The following is a 19109-nucleotide window of genomic DNA, read 5'->3' on the forward strand; positions in this document are numbered from 1 at the left end:
CGTCCGGACCGGCGCCCGGACGGCGACTCCCCCGCAGGCGGCGACGGAGCGGACCTCAGCCGTTGAGCTCGAGGGTCTGCGTCGTGTCCGCGCGGACGGCCGCCAGCAGGGCCGGGTCGGAGGAGAGGTCGCGGCCGTAGGAGGGGATCGCCTCCTCGAGCGCGGCGCGGCGCGCGGCCACCCGGTCGGGGAACGCCCGCTCGACCAGTGAGAGCATCGCCGAGACCGCCGTCGAGGCGCCGGGGGAGGCGCCCAGCAGGCCCGCGATCGAGCCGTCGCCGCCGACGATGAGCTCGGTGCCGAACTGCAGCACGCCCTTGCCGCTCTTCGGGTCGCGCTTGATGACCTGCACCCGCTGGCCGGCGGTGATCATCTCCCAGTCGGCCTGCTCGGCCAGGGGCACGAACTCCGTCAGCGTGCGGTGGCGGGCCTTGCGCGACTGCAGCAGCTCGGTGACCAGGTACCTGGTCAGCGCCAGCTCGGTGCGGGCCACGCCCAGCATCGAGCCGAGGTTGTTCGGCTTGACCGACAGCGGCAGGTCGAACACCGAGCCGGCCTTGAGGAACTTCGGCGACCAGCCGGCGTAGGGGCCGAACAGCAGCGAGAACTCGCCGTCGACCAGGCGCAGGTCCAGGTGCGGCACCGACATGGGCGGCGCCCCGACGGCGGCCTGCCCGTAGACCTTGGCCTGGTGCCGGCTGACCAGCTCGGGGGAGCGGGTGCGCAGGAACATGCCGCTGACCGGGAAGCCGCCGAACCCGCGGATCTCGGGGACCGCCGCCCTCTGCAGCAGCGGCAGCGCGCCGCCGCCGGCGCCGACGAAGACGAACCGGGCGCGCACGGTGCGCTCCTCGCCGGTCCGCTCGTCGGTGACGGTGACCTTCCAGCGGCCGTCGTCGCGCTTCTCCAGGCCGGTGACCCGCTGGCCGGTGTGCACCTGCACGCCGCGGGCCTCGCCCTGCTCGAGCAGCAGCCGGGTCAGCGCGCCGAAGTTGACGTCGGTGCCGGCGACCGAGCGGGTCGCGGCGACGACCTGCGCGGGGTCGCGGCCGTCCATGACCAGCGGCACCCACCCCGCCAGCTCGGCGGGGTCGTCGGTGTACTCGAGCCCGGCGAACAGCGGCTCCGCCGACAGCGCCGCGTGGCGGTTGCGCATGTAGGTGCGCCCGCCCTCCCCGGTCACGAAGCTGACGTGCGGGACGGGGGAGATGAACTCCTTGGGCGAGCCGGTCAGGCCGCTGCGCACCAGGTGCGACCAGAACTGGCGCGACACCTGGAACTGCTCGTTGATGAGGCGGGCCTTGGTGGTGTCCACCCGGCCGTCCGGCCCCGCGGGCGTGTAGTTCAGCTCGCACAGCGCCGCGTGCCCGGTGCCGGCGTTGTTCCACGCGTCCGAGCTCTCGCCCGCCACCGCGTCCGCGGACTCGAAGACGGTGATGCTCCACTCCGGCGCGATGACACCGAGCAGCGACGCCAGGGTCGCGCTCATGATGCCCCCGCCGACGAGCACCACATCGGGGTCGGTGGCTGAACCGAGGTCGGTGGACACGACTGCCTTCCTGCCGGGTGGACGTGCGCCATCTCCGACGATCGGCCGAACGGCGCACCGGGACGCCCTCGGCGGGGTGTGAGATTCGTCTACCCGGCGGTGAGCTGCCTCACCGTCGCGGCGGTGGTACGGCCGCGCCGCGGGCCGGGAGGCGCGGCCGCCGAGGCTATCGTCGGGCTCGCCGGCCGCCTCCCGCGGCCACCCGCACCCCGCCGTGAGCACGAGGAGCCCCCGCTGAGCGAGCGACCCGAGGACCCCGCGGAGGCCCCCGCCGCGGCCGCTCCGGACGACGCCGCCGTGCACGACGCCGCCGCGCACGACGCCGCCGCGCACGCTGCCGCCCCGGCACCGGCCCGGCGCGCGCGCACGCGGCTGCTCCTCCTGCTCGCCGCGGCCGTCTTCCTCGCCGACCTCGGCAGCAAGCTGCTCGTCGTCGCCACGATCGACCGCGGCGAGAACCTCCGGGTGCTCGGCGGGGCGCTGTACCTCACGCACGCCCGCAACACCGGCGCCGCCTTCTCCTTCGCCGAGGGCTTCACCGTCGTCTTCACGCTGGTCGCGGTCGCCGTCGCCGTGGTGATCGTCCGGACGGCGCGGCGGCTGTACTCCACCGGCTGGGCGGTCGCGCTGGGCCTGGTCCTCGGCGGCGCCCTGGGCAACCTGGTCGACCGCGTGTTCCGCGAGCCGGGGTTCCTGCGCGGCGGCGTCGTCGACTTCCTGTCGGTGTTCGCGCCGGACGGCGAGGTGTACCCGATCTTCAACCTGGCCGACTCCGCGATCGTCTGCGGCGGGCTGCTCGGGGCCTACCTCGCGCTGCGCGGCGTCGAGTTCGACGGCACCCGGACCCGCGACCGCGGCGACGGCGCGGTGTCCCGCGGCTGACCTGTCACGATGGACCGGTGAGCGCTCCCGGTCAGCACCGCGCCCTCCCGGTGCCCGACGGCCTGGAGGGCCAGCGGGTGGACCAGGCGCTGGCGCGGCTGTTCGGGCTGTCCCGCGCGGTCGCCGCCGACCTCGCCGACGCCGACAAGGTGTGGGTCGACGGCCGCGTCCGCGGCAAGGGCGACCGGCTCACCGGCGGCAGCTGGCTGGAGGTCGAGCTGCCCCCGCCGCCGGGGGAGGCGCCGCCGCCCGAGCCGGTGCCCGGCCTGACCGTCGTCCACGACGACGACGACGTGGTGGTCGTCGACAAGCCGGTCGGCGTCGCGGCGCACCCGAGCCCCGGCTGGGAGGGCCCGACCGTCGTCGGCGGGCTGGCCGCGGCCGGCTACCGCATCTCCACCTCCGGCGCCCCGGAGCGGCAGGGCGTGGTGCACCGCCTCGACGCCGCCACGACGGGGCTGATGGTCGTCGCCAAGAGCGAGCGCGCCTACACGCTGCTCAAGGCGGCGTTCAAGGAGCGGACGGTCGACAAGGGCTACCACGCGCTCGTACAGGGCCACCCCGACCCCTCGCGCGGCACCATCGACGCGCCCATCGACCGGCACCCGCGGCACGACTGGAAGTTCGCCGTCGTCTCCGGGGGGCGCCCGTCGGTCACCCACTACGAGGTGATCGAGGCCTTCCCGGCCGCCAGCCTGGTCGACATCCACCTCGAGACCGGCCGCACCCACCAGATCCGGGTGCACTTCTCCGCGCTGCGCCACCCCTGCGTCGGCGACACCACCTACGGCGCCGACCCGACGCTGGCCGCCTGGCTCGGGGTGTCCCGGCAGTGGCTGCACGCCGTGCGGCTGGGCTTCGCGCACCCCGCCGACGGGCACCGGGTCGAGTTCACCAGCGACTACCCGGACGACCTCGCCGGGGCGCTGGCCGTCCTGCGCGCCGAGTCCTGACCCTCCCGTGACCGGCCTCCCCGCCACCCTCGCCGACTGGGGCCCCGCCACGCTGTCGGCCGTGGTCGTCGGGGTCTACCTCGTCGCCGGCGAGCCGCTGGTCGGGCACGTGCTGCACCGCCGCTTCGAGGGCCGGCTGCGCACCGACCCGGCCGCCCGGCGCTCCTTCTACCGGCGGCTGCTGGTCCTCGAGTGGGGGCTGGCGGCCCTCGCCCTCGTCGTCTGGTTGGCCGCGCCGGACGTCGACGCCGCCGCCGTCGGGCTGGCCTGGCCCACCGGCCTGCCGGGGCCGGTCACCGGCGCCGCCGCGCTGCTCGTCCTGGTCCTGGCGCTGGTCTCGGTCCGGGCGCTGCGCGGCGGGGCGCTGACCCGTGCGGGCACGCCACAGCCGGGCACCTCCCCGCCCGCCCAGGGCCGGCACGCCGAGCCGCCGGTGCACGCCACCCTGGCCCTGCTGCCGCGCAGCCGGTCCGAGCGGCGGCTGTTCACCGTCGTCGGGGTGACCGCGGGGGTGTGCGAGGAGTGGCTCTACCGCGGGTTCTTCCTCGCGGTGGTCGCCGCGGTGGGCGGCGGGTTGCCGCACGCGGTGCTGGTCGCCGTCGCGGCCGTGGCCTTCGGGCTGGCGCACGCCTACCAGGGGGTGGGCGGGGTCGTGCTCACCGGCGTGCTGGGCGGGGTGTTCGCGGCGCTGTACCTGGAGACCGGGTCGCTGCTGCTGCCGGTGCTGCTGCACGCAGCGGTCGACCTGCGGTTCCTGCTCGTGCCGTCGTCGGCGCTGCCCGAGGCGCTGCCCGCGCCGCGCGCCACCGGCGGGGCGCCCGCGTGAGCGCCCCGACGGCCGCCGTCGCCACCGCCGCCGACTGGCCGGAGGTGGTCGCGGTGCGCACCCGGGTCTTCGTCGACGAGCAGGGCGTGCCGCCGGAGGTCGAGCAGGACGCCGCCGACGCCACCGCCGTCCACGCGGTCAGCCGGGACGCCGACGAGCGGGTCGTGGCCACCGGGCGGCTGCTCGAGCGCGACGGGCGGGGGGTGATCGGCCGCATGGCCGTCGACGCCGCCGCCCGCGGCGCCGGGCACGGCGCCGCGGTGCTGGCCGAGCTGCACCGGCAGGCGGCGCTGCGCGGCCTGACCGAGGTGGAGCTGCACGCGCAGGTCACCGCCCGCGGCTTCTACGAGCGGGCCGGCTACACCGCCGTCGGCGAGGAGTACGAGGAGGCCGGCATCCGGCACGTCACCATGCGCCGCCGACTGTGACGGGGTCGTCCCGCCGCGCCGGGACACGTCCTGTCAGACCCTCGGCGTAGAACGTCCCCGGTGCGAGGATCAGGGGACCGGCCCGGGCCTGCGTCGGTGCCCGGCCGGACCAGTCCCGAGCCCGCACCGCGCCGCCCGGTCTTCCCCGCCGGTCGCCCGCCGGAGCACCCGACGGCCGGGCCAGCACGACCCGTGAGGAGCACCGCACCGCCGTGAGCAGCAGCGCCGCCCAGAGCACCGACTCGTTCGCGCACCTGCACGTCCACACCGAGTACTCGATGCTCGACGGGGCGGCCAAGCTGCCCGAGGTGACGAAGGCCGCGGCCGAGCAGGGCATGCCGGCGCTGGCCATGACCGACCACGGCAACGTCTTCGGCGCCTACGACTTCTACAAGCAGGCCAAGGCCGCCGGCGTGAAGCCGATCATCGGCATGGAGGGCTACTACACGCCCGGCTCCCGGTTCGACCGCGCGCCGTTCGACTTCGGCGACAACCTCATCGACGAGGACGGCGAGGGCGGGTCCTCCCGCGGCAAGGCCGCCTACACGCACATGACCCTGCTGGCGCGCACCACCGAGGGGATGCACAACCTCTTCCGCATCTCCTCGCTGGCCAGCCTCGAGGGCCAGTACCGCAAGCCGCGCTTCGACCGCGACCTGCTCGAGCGCTACGGCACGGGCCTCATCGCGACGACGGGCTGCCCGTCCGGCGAGGTCAACATGTGGCTGCGCGCGGGCAAGCTCGACCGCGCCCGGCAGGCGGCCGCCGACTTCCAGGACATCTTCGGCAAGGAGAACTTCTACGCCGAGCTGATGGACCACGGCCTGTCCATCGAGCAGAAGACCCGCCCGCAGCTGCTGGAGATCGCGAAGGACCTGGGCATCCCGCTGCTGGCCACCAACGACCTCCACTACACGCACAAGGAGGACGCCGAGGCCCACGACGCCCTGCTGTGCATCCAGACCGGGGCGCGGCTGAACGAGACCAACCGCTTCAAGTTCAACGGCGACGGCTACTACCTGAAGAGCGCCGCCGAGATGCGCGCGCTGTTCCCCGGCGACCTGGCCTCGGCGTGCGACAACACGCTGCTGGTCGCCGAGCAGTGCGAGGTGACCTTCACCGAGGGCGCCGACCTCATGCCGCGGTTCCCCCTGCCGCCGGGGGAGGACGAGACCTCCTGGTTCGTCAAGGAGGTCGAGCGGGGGCTGCACAAGCGGTACCCGAACGGCATCCCCGACCACGTGCGCAAGCAGGCCGACTACGAGGTCGGGATCATCACCCAGATGGGCTTCCCGGGGTACTTCCTCGTGGTCGCCGACTTCATCAACTGGGCCAAGGACAACGGCATCCGCGTCGGCCCCGGCCGCGGCTCGGCCGCGGGCTCGCTGGCCGCCTACGCCATGGGCATCACCGACCTCGACCCGCTGCAGCACGGGCTGATCTTCGAGCGGTTCCTCAACCCCGAGCGCGTCTCGATGCCCGACGTCGACATCGACTTCGACGACCGCCGCCGCGGCGAGGTCATCCAGTACGTCTCGCGGAAGTACGGCGAGGAGCGGGTCAGCCAGATCGTCACCTACGGCACCATCAAGGCCAAGGCCGCGATCAAGGACGCCGCCCGGGTGCTCGACCGCCCCTACTCGGTGGGCGACGAGCTGACCAAGCTCATGCCCCCGGACGTGATGGGCAAGGGCATCCCGCTGTCGGGCGTCTTCGACCCGGCCCACCCGCGCTACAAGGAGGCCGCGGAGTTCCGCGCCCGCTACGAGTCCGACCCCGGCGCGGCCGAGGTCGTCGACCAGGCGCGCAAGCTCGAGGGCCTGAAGCGGCAGTGGGGCGTGCACGCGGCCGGCGTCATCATCGGCCGCTACCCGCTGATCGACTCGATCCCGATCATGCGCCGCGAGAACGACGGCGCGATCATCACGCAGTTCGACTACCCGACCTGCGAGACGCTCGGCCTGCTGAAGATGGACTTCCTGGGCCTGCGCAACCTCACGGTCATCGACGACGCGCTGCGCAACATCGTCGCGAACGGCAAGGAGCCGATCGACCTCGACGAGATCAGCAAGGACCTCACCGACAAGGCCACCTACGACCTGCTGGCCCGCGGTGACACCCTCGGCGTCTTCCAGTTCGACGGCGGGCCGATGCGCTCGCTGCTGCGGCTCATGCGGCCGGACAACTTCGAGGACATCTCCGCGGTCGGCGCGCTCTACCGGCCGGGCCCGATGGGCGCGAACTCGCACACCAACTACGCGCTGCGCAAGAACGGCCAGCAGGAGATCACGCCGATCCACCCCGAGCTGGCCGAGCCGCTCGAGGACATCCTGGGCGGCACGTACGGCCTGATCGTGTACCAGGAGCAGGTCATGGCGATCGCGCAGAAGGTCGCCGGGTACTCGCTCGGCAAGGCCGACCTGCTGCGCCGCGCGATGGGCAAGAAGAAGAAGTCCGTCCTCGACGCCGAGTTCGTCGGCTTCGAGGCCGGCATGAAGGAGCGCGGCTACTCCGACGCCGCGATCAAGACGCTGTGGGACATCCTGGTCCCGTTCGCCGACTACGCGTTCAACAAGGCGCACTCGGCGGCCTACGGCCTGGTCTCCTACTGGACGGCCTACCTCAAGGCCAACTACCCGGCCGAGTACATGGCCGGGCTGCTCACCAGCGTCGGTGACGACAAGGACCGCCGGCCGGTCTACCTGGCCGAGTGCCGCCGGATGGGCATCAAGGTGCTCCCGCCGGACGTCAACGAGTCCTCCTGGGACTTCACCGCGGTCGGCACCGACATCCGCTTCGGCCTGGCGTCGGTGCGCAACGTGGGCACCAACGTCGTCGACTCGATCGTCCGGGCGCGCGAGGAGAAGGGCGCGTTCAAGGACTTCGCCGACTTCATGCGCAAGATCGACACGGTGGCCTGCAACAAGAAGGTCATCGAGTCCCTGGCCAAGGCCGGCGCCTTCGACTCCCTCGGCCACTCGCGCCAGGGCATCGCCGCCATCCACGCCCAGGCCGTCGACGCCGCCATGTCGCTCAAGCGCAAGGAGGCCGAGGGCCAGTTCGACCTGTTCGGCAGCTTCGGCGGCGACGGGGACGACCCGTTCGGCAGCGCGCTGGACATCGCCGTCCCCACGGCGGACTGGTCGAAGTCCGAGCGGCTGGTCTTCGAGCGCGACATGCTCGGCCTCTACGTCTCCGACCACCCGCTGCACGGCGTCGAGCACGTGCTCGCCGCCAACGCGGACACCCCGATCGCGGAGATCAACGCCGGCGGGGTCGAGGACGGCGCGAACGTCACGATCGCCGGCATCCTCACCTCGGTGCAGCCCCGCACCAACAAGCAGGGCGCGCCGTGGGCCATCGCGACGCTGGAGGACCTCGAGTCCGGCATCGAGGTGCTGTTCTTCCCGAAGACCTGGGCGGAGGTCTCGGAGAAGGTCGTCCGCGACCAGATCGTCGTGGTCAAGGGCCGGATCAGCCGCCGCGACGACCAGCCCTCGCTGTTCGGCTCCGAGGTGACCGTCCCCGAGCTCACCGAGGGCCCCCGGGGCCCGGTGCTCGTGTCGATGGCCGCGGCCCGCTGCACCCCGCCGGTGGTCGAGCGGCTGCGCGAGGTGCTGGGCAGCCACCCGGGCACCACCGAGGTGCACCTCAAGCTGCTCAACAACGGGCGCGAGACGGTGCTGCGGCTGGACCAGGGGCTGCGGGTGCGGCCGAGCACGGCTCTCATGGGCGACATCAAGGCACTGCTGGGACCGACCAGCGTCGCCCTGCTGTGACCGGCACGCCCGGGAGCGGGCCGTCCGCTCCGCGGGGTTCACTGGGGGTCGTGAGCAGCCCGTCTCCGCTCCCCGACAGCCCGTACGCCCCGCCCGCCTCGGTGGTCGGCGCCGCGGGCACCGCTCCCGGCGCCGGGAACGCCGCCTCCGGTGCGGGGAACGCCGCCTCCGGCGCCGGGGACGTCGCCCTCGGTGCCGTCCCGGCCGCGGTGCCGCCCGCCCGGCCGGCCGGTGCCGCGCTGCTGGCGGAGCTGCGGCGGGACCTGCGGGGGGCGGCGCTGTGGGCGGCGCTCGTCGCGCTCGCGGGTGTCCCGGCCGGCCTGCTGTGGGTCTGGCTGGCGCCGCGGGCCCGGTTCGAGGTGGTCGAGGGCGGGGCGGTGCCGGTCGGGCGCCCGTCGGCGGAGCTGCTGGTCGCCGACGACTCGGTCCTGGTGCTCGTCCTCGCCGGCCTCGGCCTGCTCGCCGGCGGGATCGCCTGGGGGATGCGCCGCCGGCGGGGCGTGGCCACCGTGGTGGGCACCGCGCTCGGCACCGCGCTGGCCGGGGTCCTCGCCTGGCAGCTGGGGGAGCTGCTCGCGCCCGGGCCGACGCCGGCCCAGCTCGGTGACGTCGGCACCCGGGTGACCACCGGGCTGGAGCTGTCCAGCCCGCCGGCGCTGGCGGTGGCCCCGTTCGCCGCGCTGCTGGTCTACGTGGTCGCGGCGCTGTTCGCCGCCCGCGACGACCTCGGCCGGGGGTGACGTCCTGGGACGGCTCCCCGCAGGGTCCCGCCGCGAGCTCGCGAGCGGTGGGGGGCAGGGAGGTCCTCCATGGGGGTAGGGGGCCCTCCGCCTAGTTGAGGCTGGTCGGGCCGGCGAACTGCTGCAGCGGCGCCGGGACGGCCCCCACCGTCCGGAGCAGGGTCAGCTCCCGGCGCAGCATCCGCGTCTCGGCCACCAGCCGCCGCCGGGTCGCCGACTCGGCCAGGAGCGCCTGCCGGTCCTCGGTGGTCAGCAGCGCCGCCGAGGCCACCAGGTAGGACAGCGCGCGGGCGTCCCCGTCGACGACGTCGAGGAGCGCGTCGGTGCCCTCGAGGTCCTGCGCGTCGCCGGCCACGGCGGTCTCCGCGCCGCCGGTCTGCAGGCTCGCCACGGCGCTCACGTAGCGGGTGAACAGCGAGCCCACCCCGCGCTCCAGCACGTCGAGCGACCCGCGGGCCACCTCGGCCACCAGCCCCTCGTCCGGGCCCCCGCCGGGCGGGGAGGACCCCACCTCCTGGTCCCCGGCCGCCTCCTCGGCGGCCTCCTCCTCGGCCAGCCACTCGACCTCGGCGCGCAGGTAGGGCGTGCCGTCCTCGTCCTCGTCGTCCCCACCGACCAGGACGTCGAGCAGCCGGAACCGGTCGCCGCCGACGGTGGTGAGGCGGAACCCGCCGTCGGGCTGCGGTCGCACGGTCTGCAGGTGCGCGGTGCAGCCGACGTCGTAGAGCGCCTGGGCGGGGGCGACCCGCTCGACCTCCCAGCCCTGCCGGATCGCGACCACCCCGAAGAACCGGCCGTCGCCGTCCTCCGGCTGCGCCAGCAGGTCCCGCACCAGCGCCCGGTAGCGGGGCTCGAAGACCTGCAGCGGCAGCACGATCCCGGGGAACAGCGGCGACCCGAGCGGGAACAGCGGGATGAGGTCGCCCACACCGGCGAGCCTACGGGCGCCCCCGGCCCCCGGCGCCGTGACGGCGGGCGGCCGCGCCCCGACTACGCTGGGAGGTCGTCCCTCGCCTGGTTCCGGAGGCCTCCCGTGCTCGCCCGCATCGACCTGCGTGGATCCGCGCTGCCGGGGGTCCGCGACCTGGCCGGCCTGCTGCCGCGCGCCGCCACCGACATCGACTCCGTGCTGGCCACCGTCCGGCCGCTGTGCGAGGACGTCCGCGTCCGCGGCGCCCAGGCGGTCCGCGAGATCACCGCCCGCCTCGACGGCGTCGACCTCGAGGACTTCGCCGTCCCGGCCGACGCGATCCAGGCCGCGCTCGACGGGCTCGCCCCCGACGTGCGGGCCGCGCTCGAGGAGGCCATCGCCCGGGTGCGGAGGGTGCACGCCGACCAGGCGCGCACCGACGTCACCACCCAGGTGGTCCGCGGCGGCACGGTCACCGAGCGCTGGGTTCCGGTGCGCCGCGTCGGCCTCTACGTCCCCGGCGGGCTGGCGCCGCTGCTGTCCAGCGTGGTGATGAACGTCGTCCCGGCGCAGATCGCCGGCGTCGCGTCGATCGCCGTCGCCTCCCCGCCGCAGCGCGACCACGGCGGCCTGCCCGACCCCGGCGTGCTGGCCGCGTGCGCGCTGCTCGGCGTGACCGAGGTCTACGCCGTCGGCGGCGCGCAGGCGATCGCGGTGTTCGGCTACGGCGCGGGCTCGTGCGAGCCGGTGGACGTGGTCACCGGCCCCGGCAACGTCTACGTGACCGCCGCCAAGCGGCTGCTGCGCGGGCTGATCGGCATCGACTCCGAGGCCGGCCCCACCGAGGTCGCGATCCTCGCCGACGACACCGCCGACCCGGTGCACGTCGCCGCGGACCTGATCAGCCAGGCCGAGCACGACCCGCTGGCCGGCGCGGTGCTGGTCACCACGAGCGAGGAGCTGGCCGACGCCGTCCTCGACCTCGTCCCCGGGCAGGTCGCGGCCACCAAGCACTCCGACCGCATCCTCACGGCGCTGGACGGCAGCCAGTCGGGGATCGTGCTGGTCGACGACCTCGACGCCGGCCTGGCGGTGGTCGACGCCTACGCCGCCGAGCACCTGGAGATCCAGACCCGCGACGCCCGCGACGTGGCGCTGCGGGTGCGCAACGCCGGCGCGGTGTTCGTCGGCGCCTGGTCGCCGGTGTCGCTGGGCGACTACATCGCCGGCTCCAACCACGTGCTGCCCACCGGCGGCTGCGCCCGGCACTCCAGCGGCCTGTCGGTGCAGTCGTTCCTGCGCGGCATCCACGTCGTCGAGTACGACGAGCAGGCGCTGGCCGAGGTGGCCGGGCACGTCGACGCCCTCGCCCACGCCGAGGACCTGCCCGCGCACGCGGCCGCGGTCCGGGTGCGGCAGAAGCCGTGACGGCCACCCCGAGGACGTCGATCGACGAGCTCCCGCTGCGGCCGGAGCTGCGCGGGCGCACGCCCTACGGCGCCCCGCAGCTGCAGGTCACCCACCGGCTCAACACCAACGAGAACCCGCACCCGCTGCCCGCGGAGCTGCTGGCCACGCTCGGCGAGGCGCTCGGGCACGCGGCGCTGGAGCTCAACCGCTACCCCGACCGGGACGCCGTCGCGCTCCGCACCGACCTCGCCGCCTACCTCAGCCGCGGCGGGGAGCGGGTCGAGCCCGCGCAGGTGTGGGCGGCCAACGGCTCCAACGAGGTGCTGCAGCAGCTGCTGCAGGCCTTCGGCGGCGCCGGGCGGACGGCGCTGGGCTTCACCCCGTCCTACTCGATGCACCCGATCATCTCCGCCGGCACCGGGACGGCGTGGGTCGACGGGCACCGCCGCGAGGACTTCACCATCGACGCCGCGCAGGCCGCCGCCCAGGTGCGCGAGGTCCGGCCCGACGTCGTCTTCGTGACCAGCCCGAACAACCCCACCGGGACGGCGGTCGCGCTGGAGACGGTCGAGCAGCTCCACGACGCCACCGAGGGCATGGTCGTGGTGGACGAGGCGTACGAGGAGTTCGCCCGCACGGGCACGCCGTCGGCGCTGAGCCTGCTGCCCGGCCGCCCGCGGCTGGTGGTCAGCCGCACCATGAGCAAGGCGTTCGGCATGGCCGGCCTGCGGCTGGGCTACCTCGCCGCCGACCCCGCCGTCGTCGACGCGCTGCAGCTGGTGCGGCTGCCCTACCACCTGTCCTCGCTGACCCAGGCCGCCGCGCGGGCCGCGCTGGCGCACACCGACGCGCTGCTGGCCACCGTCGACGCCGTCAAGGCCCAGCGCGACCGGATCGTCGCCACCCTGCCGTCGCTGGGGCTGACCAGCGTGCCCAGCGACGCCAACTTCGTCCTGTTCGGCCGGTTCGCCGACGCGCACGCCGCCTGGCAGGCGCTGCTCGACCGCGACGTCCTCGTCCGCGACGTCGGCATCCCCGGCTGGCTGCGGGTCACCGCCGGCACCCCGGCGGAGACCGACGCCTTCCTCACCGCGCTGGGTGAGGTGGCCCCCGACCACCGCCTGGGAGACTGAGACCCATGAGCCGTACCGCCCGCGTGGAGCGCGCCACCAGCGAGACCAAGCTGGTCGTCGAGCTGGACCTCGACGGCACCGGGAAGAGCTCGATCAGCACCGGCGTCGGCTTCTACGACCACATGCTGACCGCGCTGTCCCGGCACAGCGGCATCGACCTCACCGTGCAGGCCGACGGCGACCTGCACATCGACGCCCACCACACGGTGGAGGACGTCGCCATCGCGCTCGGCCAGGCGTTCGGCGAGGCGCTCGGGGACAAGAAGGGCATCACCCGCTACGGCGACGCCACGATCCCCATGGACGAGGTGCTCGTGCAGGCGGCGGTCGACCTGTCCGGCCGGCCGTACTTCGTGCACGCCGAGCCCGAGACCATGACGCCGATGATCGGGCCGGACTACCCGACGTCGCTGACCAAGCACGTCCTCGAGTCCTTCGCCTTCAACGCGCGGATCACCCTGCACGTGCGGGTGCTCTACGCCGGCCGCGACGCCCACCACATCGTCGAGGGCCAGTTCAAGGCGCTCGCCCGGGCGCTGCGCGCCGCCGTCGCGATCGACCCGCGGGTCGCCGACGTCCCCTCCACCAAGGGCGCGCTGTAACGGATGGAGTTCGGCGTCGTCCTCGTCGTCCTCGGCGGGTTCCTGCTGGGCGGGGCGTGGAGCATGTGGAAGGCGGACCACGACACGAGGGGCCGCACGGGCCCGCAGGTCCTGATCGCGGTCGTCCTGCTGGTGGCGGCGCTGCTGGCCACCGCGTCGGGGATCCTGAGGCTCGTCTGAGCGACCGGGACCGCCTCCCGGGGCCGGTCCTCGCCGACCGGCGGTGGCCGCGGTGCTCGAGCGGGCGCCCCGGGACCGGGCGGGAATCCCGGCGGGGACCGCGGCGCTGCCACGTACCGTGGCAGACGTGAAGAAGGTGGTCGTCCTCGACTACGGGTCGGGCAACCTGCGCTCGGCCGAGCGGGCGCTGGCCCGCGTCGGCGCCGACGTGACCGTGACCGCCGACCGCGACGCCGCCCTCGAGGCCGACGGGCTCGTCGTGCCGGGCGTGGGCGCGTTCGCCCACTGCATGCGGGAGCTGCGCGCCGTCGACGGGCCGCGCACCATCGGCCGGCGGCTGGCCGGCGGCCGGCCGGTGCTGGGCATCTGCGTCGGCATGCAGGTCCTGTTCGAGCGCGGGGTCGAGCACGGCCACGACGCCGAGGGGTGCGGTGAGTGGCCCGGCACGGTCGAGCAGCTGGAGGCGCCCGTCCTGCCGCACATGGGCTGGAACCGGGTCGAGGTGCCCGAGGGCAGCGTGCTGTTCGACGGCCTGGCCGACGAGCGGTTCTACTTCGTGCACTCCTACGGCGTCCGCGAGTTCACCCTCGGCCAGGACGGCCCGCCGTCGCGGCTGGCGCCGCCGAAGGTGACCTGGGCCGAGCACGGCGACCGGTTCGTCGCCGGCGTGGAGAACGCCGCGCTGTCGGCGACGCAGTTCCACCCGGAGAAGAGCGGCGACGCCGGCGCCCAGCTGCTGACCAACTGGCTGGCCACGCTCTGACGGGTCACGTCAGGGGGAAGGGCGGCTGCAGCCACCACGGCGCGTCGACCACCTCCACCCGGCGGACCCACTTCACCCACCAGTAGCCGCGCCGGCCCGGCGCGACCAGCCGCACCGGCGCCCCGTGCCCGGCCGACAGCGGCCGGCCCGCGCAGTGCGTGGCCAGCAGCAGCGCGCCCGCGTCGGCCAGCGGCAGCCGCCGCCGGTAGCCGGTCACGCTCACGACGTCGACGCTGCCGTCCTCCGGCAGCCCGGCGCCGGCCAGCAGCCGGTCCAGCCGCACGCCGCGCCACTCCTGCGTCGCGTACCAGCCGCCGGTGCAGTCGAGGACGGCGGTGACCGTGTCGCCGCGGTCCAGGTCGGCGGCGCGCAGCCGGGTCGTGCGGCCGCCCGCGACCAGCTCGACGGTCCCGCCGGCGTCGTCCGGGACGGCGTCGGTGAACCACTGCGTCACCGGCATGGCCGCGGGGTCGCCGCTGCCGCGCTCGTGCGAGCCGGTGCCGCGCCGGCGCGCACCCGGCGCCCCGGTGAGCCGCAGGCCGCCCTCGACCGCGCCCCACAGCGCGGCCGCGGCGACGGCCAGGCCGCCGGCCCGCAGCAGCGCGCGGCGGGAGGCGTCGCCGCGCCGCGGCCGCTGCCGGCTGCCCACGGCGTGCACCGCCAGCAGCACCGCGGTGCCGACCGCCGTCGCGACGTGCACCTGCAGCAGCGCCACGCCGCCCACGGCCAGGCCGGGCCCCGCGACGGTGTGCAGCAGGCCGGTCCCGACGGTCAGCCCGACGAGGACCGCGAGGCCCCACGCCGCCGTCGGGTCGCGGCGGCCGCGGGTGCGCGCCCGCGACCTGCGGACGACGACGGCCTTCCACGGCACGAGCAGCAGCAGGCCGAGCCCCGCCGCCCCGTGCGCGGCGGCCACCAGCCGCGAGGGCAGCGGCGTCCCGACGCCGAACGCGAGCACCCCGGTGCCGCCGGCCACGAGCAGGAGCACGAGCAGCCCGAGGTTCGTCCGGCGCCCGGCACGAGCGGGGAGCGCACCGCGCAGCATCCCCGGAGTGTCCTCCGCGCGCGCCTAGGGTGACCCGGTCCGGCATCCGGTCGAGGAGGACCCCGCTTGCCCGCGTCGCGCACGCCCGCCCCGGCACCCGAGCGCCGCGGGGGGCTGGCCGGCCCGCTCGTCACCCTGGCGCTGCTGGCCGGGCTGACCGTCTGGAGCGTGCTGGCGCTCCGGCCGCCGGCCCCCGCACCCGCCGACGCCCCGGCGGCGTCGTTCAGCGCCGGCCGGGCCTTCGCGCACGTGCAGGAGATCGCCGCGCAGGTGCACGTCACCGGCAGCCCGGCGCACGACCGCGTCGTCGACGGGCTGGTCGCCACGCTCACCGACCTCGGCCTGGACACCCGGGTGCAGAACGCCGTCGGCACCCGGCAGGCCGGCCCGGGGGCGGCGGAGATGGCGCGGGTGCGCAACGTCGTCGCGGTCCTGCCCGGCACCGACAGCACCGGCCGGCTGTTCCTCGTGGCGCACTCGGACTCGGTGGAGACCGGCCCCGGCGCCAGTGACGACGCCGCCGGCGTGGCCGCGATCCTCGAGACGGTGCGCGCGCTCGGCGAGGGCGAGCCGCTGCGCAACGACGTCGTCGTGGTCATCACCGACGCCGAGGAGGCGTGCCTGTGCGGCGCCGAGGCGTTCGCCGACAGCCACCCGCTGGCGAGCGAGGGCGGGGTGGTGCTCAACCTCGAGGCCCGCGGTACGTCCGGCCCGCCGATCACGTTCGAGACGTCGCCGGGCAACGCCGGGCTGGCCGCGCGGTACGCCGCCGCGGTGCCGCACCCGGTGGCCAGCAGCCTCGCCGTCGAGGTGTACCGGACGCTGCCCAACGACACCGACTTCAGCGTGCTGCTCGGCGACGGCGACTTCACCGGCCTGAACACCGCCTTCATCGACGGCAACGCGGGCTACCACACCCCGCAGGACACCCCCGAACGGCTGGACCGGCGGACGCTGCAGGCCCTGGGTGACAACACCCTCGCCCTCACCCGGGAGCTCGGCGACGCCGACCTGACCGGCCTCGCCCGCCCCGGCGACGGCGACGCCACCTACTTCCCGCTGCCCACCGGGCTCGCGCGGTACCCGGGCGCGCTGGTGTGGCCGCTGGCGGGGGCGGCGGTGCTCGGCGTCGTCGTCCTGGCGCTGGTGGACCGCCGGCGCGGCTCCTCCGTGCCGCGGACGCTGCTCGGGACGGCGGCGGCGCTGCTGCCGCTCGTGCTGGCGCCGCTGGCGGTGACCGGGCTGTGGCGGCTGCTGGTGCTCATCCGGCCCGGCTACGCCTCGATGACCGACCCGTGGCAGCCGGGCTGGTTCCGGCTGGCGGCGGTCGCGCTCGTCGCGGTGGTGGTGCTCGCCTGGTACGCGCTGCTGCGCCGCCGCCTGGGCGCCGCGGCACTGCGCACCGGGGCGCTGGCCCTGCTCGCCGTCCTCGCGGGAGTCCTCGCGGCGCTGGCGCCCGGCGGGTCGTACCTGGCCGCGCTGCCGGCGCTCGCGGGCGCGCTCACCGGGCTGCTGCCTCGGCGCGCGCAGCCCGCCGGCGCGCTGGTCGCCGGGGCGGTCGCGGTCGTCGTCCTCGCGCCGACCGTGGCGCTGTTCCTCCCGGCGCTCGGCCTGGCCGGCGGGGCCGCGCCGGCGGCGGTCGCGACGCTGCTCGCCCTGGCCCTGCTGCCGGTGGTGGAGGGGCTGTTCCCGGCCGGCCGCGCGCGGCTGCGGACGCCGGCCGTGCCCGGGGTCGCCGTCGTCCTGACCGTGCTGCTCACCGCCGTCGGGCTGGCCGTGGACCGCTTCGACCCGCAGCACCCGGTGCCCAGCCGGCTGGTCTACGCCCTGGAGGCCGACACCGGCGAGGCGTGGTGGGCCAGCACCGAGGACGACCCGGGGGAGTACACGGCGCGCTACGTCGGCACCCCGCGGACGCTGCCGCACGACTACCCGTACCTGGCCGGGGAGGCGGTGGCGGCCGGGCCGGCGGAGGTCGCGGGCCTGCCGACGTCGCGGGTCGAGGTCCTCGACGACCGCTCCTCCGGCGGGCAGCGGACGGTCACCGTGCGGGTCACGCCGCAGCGCGAGGTCCGGCTAGTGGTGCTGGACCTGACCGCCGACGGCGGCACGGTCACCGCCGCCCGCGTGGAGGCGCGCGACGTCGCGGCGCAGGCGCTGGGGGAGGACCGGCTGTGGGTCACCTTCCACGCGCCGCCCGCGCAGGGCGTGGAGGCGACGTTCACCGTGGACGGCGACGGGCCGCTGCGGCTGCGGGTGGTCGACGGCAGCGACGGGCTGGGCGGCCTGCCCGGCTTCGAGCCCCGCCCGCCGGGCGTGGACGCGGCCGGCACGCACAGCTCCGACCTCGTGGTCGTGGGGGCGACGACGGACCTCGGCTGACCCGGCGCCGCACGCCGACCTGTGGCCGTCCCGGCGCGGTCGGGGCAGCCGCCGGTCGGCACCGGGCGCTCAACCGCCGTGGCGGGCGAGCAGCTCCGCGCCGATCGCGGCCAGCCCCGCGCGCACCGCGGCGGGCTCGACCACCTCCACCGCGGCGCCGAACCCGGCCAGCTGCTCGGCGACCGCGCGCACCGTGTGGGCCGCGACCCGCAGCCGCACGCGCCCGTCGCCGTCCGGGCCGCCCCCGACGGCGCAGTGCCGGCCGAACCGGTCGCGCAGCACCGGCACCAGCCGCGCGGGCACCACCACCGTCGCGGCCTCCAGCGACCGGCGCCGCTCCACCTCGCCGACCACCTCGTCCCACGCGCCGGGCAGGTCGAGCCCGGCGGGCCGATCGAAGCCCTCCCCGGTCACCGCCGGCGCCCCCATGCGGTCGACGCGGAAGGTGCGCCGGCCGGCGGGGGTGCCGGCCACCAGGTACCAGGTGCCGTCCTTGTCCACGAGCCCCCACGGCTCGGCGCGCCGCCGCCCGGGCGCGCCGCCGCGCCCGGCGTAGTCGAACTCCACCACCCGGCGGGCGACGACGGCGTCGAGCAGCATCGCCACCTCCGGCCGGTCCCGGGCTCGCTCGCCCCAGCCGGACGGGTCGACGACGACCGCCGCCGCGGCGGCCGCGGCCTCGGCGCGGAAGGTCCCCGGCAGCGCCCGCAGCAGCTTGCGCAGCGCGCCCCGGGCGTCCGGCCCGGCCGCGGTGGCGGGGCCGAGCAGCAGGAACAGCGCCCGCGCCTCGGGCCCGGTCAGGCCGGTCAGGTCGGTGCGCGCCCCGCCGACCAGCTGCCACCCGCCGCCCCGCCCGGCCTGCGGGTACACCGGCACGCCCGCGGCCGACAGCGCCTCTAGGTCGCGCCGGGCGGTCGCGACCGACACCTCCAGCTCGGCGGCGGCCTGCGCGGCGGTGACCCGGCCGCGGGCCTGGAGCAGCAGGAGGAGGGCGACCAGCCGGTCGGCGCGCACGCCGCCGAGGATGCCGCGGAAAGTGCTCAGGAGGTGAGCACTTCCCCGCGGAGCATGGGATCCAGCGGGACGCAGCAGGCGGACCGCCCGACGGAGGGACCCTCCCGTGCTCCGAGGACTGGCCACCGTGACCCTGCTCGCCGACGACGTCCCCGCCGCCGTCCGCTGGTACGCCGGCGTGCTCGACACCGGGCCCTACTTCACCCGGCCGGTCGAGGGGCCGCCGGCCTACGTCGAGTTCCGCATCGGCGACGACGAGGACGAGCTCGGGATCATGGACGCCCGCTACGCCACCTGGGCCGCCGGGCAGCCGGCCGGCGTCGTCGTCCACTGGCACGTCGACGACCTGCCCGCCGCGCTGCGGCGCCTCGAGGACGCCGGCGCCTCCGTCGTCTCCCCGCCCACCGTCCGCGGCGAGGGCTGGTCCACCGCGGTGGTCGCCGACCCGTTCGGCAACCTGCTCGGCCTCATCACCAGCCCGCACTGGGCCGCCGCGCACGGCGGCTGACCGGG

17 protein-coding genes are annotated in these 19109 nt (G+C 75.9%); 13 read left to right on the forward strand and 4 right to left on the reverse strand.

Going from position 1 to position 19109, the window contains the following annotated elements; genetic code table 11:
- Positions 1-55: 55 nt before the first annotated feature.
- Positions 56-1549, reverse strand: a complete 1494-nt coding sequence (mqo, locus tag ACI8AB_RS14475) for a malate dehydrogenase (quinone) (RefSeq protein WP_456950672.1) — start codon at positions 1547-1549, stop codon at positions 56-58.
- Between the two features lie 297 nt (positions 1550-1846).
- On the opposite strand from mqo, the gene lspA reads away from it, so the two are divergent.
- From lspA to ACI8AB_RS14505, 6 genes are all read left to right on the forward strand, one after another.
- The gene (gene lspA, locus ACI8AB_RS14480) at positions 1847-2431 is read left to right on the forward strand and encodes a signal peptidase II (protein WP_456950673.1); all 585 of its coding nucleotides are present in this window, start codon (positions 1847-1849) and stop codon (positions 2429-2431) included.
- 17 nt (positions 2432-2448) lie between these two features.
- Positions 2449-3384 (forward strand): RluA family pseudouridine synthase, encoded by a 936-nt coding sequence (locus tag ACI8AB_RS14485; RefSeq protein WP_456950674.1) that lies wholly within the window; start codon positions 2449-2451, stop codon positions 3382-3384.
- A gap of 7 nt (positions 3385-3391) precedes the next feature.
- Entirely contained in the window at positions 3392-4210 is an 819-nt protein-coding gene (locus ACI8AB_RS14490) for a CPBP family intramembrane glutamic endopeptidase (RefSeq protein ID WP_456950675.1), read from the forward strand.
- Positions 4207-4638: a GNAT family N-acetyltransferase gene (locus ACI8AB_RS14495; protein ID WP_456950676.1), complete on the forward strand. Its 432-nt coding sequence runs from the start codon at positions 4207-4209 to the stop codon at positions 4636-4638. Before ACI8AB_RS14490 ends, ACI8AB_RS14495 begins: the two co-directional genes overlap by 4 nt.
- Before the next feature lie 212 nt (positions 4639-4850).
- Positions 4851-8417, forward strand: a complete 3567-nt coding sequence (gene dnaE, locus ACI8AB_RS14500; protein ID WP_456950677.1) for a DNA polymerase III subunit alpha — start codon at positions 4851-4853, stop codon at positions 8415-8417.
- 50 nt (positions 8418-8467) lie between these two features.
- The gene (locus tag ACI8AB_RS14505; RefSeq protein ID WP_456950678.1) at positions 8468-9157 is read left to right on the forward strand and encodes a hypothetical protein; all 690 of its coding nucleotides are present in this window, start codon (positions 8468-8470) and stop codon (positions 9155-9157) included.
- A 91-nt stretch (positions 9158-9248) separates the two neighbouring features.
- Here ACI8AB_RS14505 and ACI8AB_RS14510 read toward each other — a convergent pair whose 3' ends face one another.
- Positions 9249-10085, reverse strand: coding sequence for an LON peptidase substrate-binding domain-containing protein (locus ACI8AB_RS14510; RefSeq protein WP_387986590.1), 837 nt, complete (start codon positions 10083-10085; stop codon positions 9249-9251).
- A 105-nt stretch (positions 10086-10190) separates the two neighbouring features.
- On the opposite strand from ACI8AB_RS14510, the gene hisD reads away from it, so the two are divergent.
- The 5 genes from hisD (at position 10191) to hisH (ending at position 14155) form a co-directional block, all read left to right on the forward strand.
- Positions 10191-11495: a histidinol dehydrogenase gene (gene hisD / locus ACI8AB_RS14515; RefSeq protein ID WP_456950679.1), complete on the forward strand. Its 1305-nt coding sequence runs from the start codon at positions 10191-10193 to the stop codon at positions 11493-11495.
- Complete coding sequence (locus ACI8AB_RS14520; protein ID WP_387986593.1) at positions 11492-12610, forward strand: histidinol-phosphate transaminase; 1119 nt, start codon at positions 11492-11494, stop codon at positions 12608-12610. The genes hisD and ACI8AB_RS14520 overlap by 4 nt, the downstream gene beginning before the upstream one ends.
- Before the next feature lie 5 nt (positions 12611-12615).
- Positions 12616-13212, forward strand: coding sequence for an imidazoleglycerol-phosphate dehydratase HisB (gene hisB / locus ACI8AB_RS14525; RefSeq protein ID WP_456903893.1), 597 nt, complete (start codon positions 12616-12618; stop codon positions 13210-13212).
- Positions 13213-13215: 3 nt separating this feature from the next.
- Entirely contained in the window at positions 13216-13392 is a 177-nt protein-coding gene (locus ACI8AB_RS14530; RefSeq protein ID WP_387986597.1) for a hypothetical protein, read from the forward strand.
- A 127-nt stretch (positions 13393-13519) separates the two neighbouring features.
- Positions 13520-14155: an imidazole glycerol phosphate synthase subunit HisH gene (gene hisH, locus ACI8AB_RS14535; RefSeq protein ID WP_387986598.1), complete on the forward strand. Its 636-nt coding sequence runs from the start codon at positions 13520-13522 to the stop codon at positions 14153-14155.
- 4 nt (positions 14156-14159) lie between these two features.
- On the opposite strand, the gene ACI8AB_RS14540 is transcribed toward hisH, so the two are convergent.
- Positions 14160-15200, reverse strand: coding sequence for a molybdopterin-dependent oxidoreductase (locus tag ACI8AB_RS14540; RefSeq protein WP_456950680.1), 1041 nt, complete (start codon positions 15198-15200; stop codon positions 14160-14162).
- A gap of 66 nt (positions 15201-15266) precedes the next feature.
- Between ACI8AB_RS14540 and ACI8AB_RS14545 the strand changes: the two genes are divergently transcribed.
- The gene (locus tag ACI8AB_RS14545; protein ID WP_456950681.1) at positions 15267-17582 is read left to right on the forward strand and encodes a M20/M25/M40 family metallo-hydrolase; all 2316 of its coding nucleotides are present in this window, start codon (positions 15267-15269) and stop codon (positions 17580-17582) included.
- Between the two features lie 69 nt (positions 17583-17651).
- Here ACI8AB_RS14545 and ACI8AB_RS14550 read toward each other — a convergent pair whose 3' ends face one another.
- On the reverse strand, positions 17652-18596 hold the full coding sequence (locus ACI8AB_RS14550) for a helix-turn-helix transcriptional regulator (RefSeq protein WP_456950682.1): 945 nt from the start codon (positions 18594-18596) through the stop codon (positions 17652-17654).
- 106 nt (positions 18597-18702) lie between these two features.
- Here ACI8AB_RS14550 and ACI8AB_RS14555 point away from each other — a divergent pair, with 106 nt between their 5' ends.
- Positions 18703-19104 (forward strand): VOC family protein, encoded by a 402-nt coding sequence (locus ACI8AB_RS14555; protein ID WP_456950683.1) that lies wholly within the window; start codon positions 18703-18705, stop codon positions 19102-19104.
- Positions 19105-19109: the final 5 nt, after the last annotated feature.

Source organism: Geodermatophilus sp. SYSU D00698 (assembly GCF_054050335.1).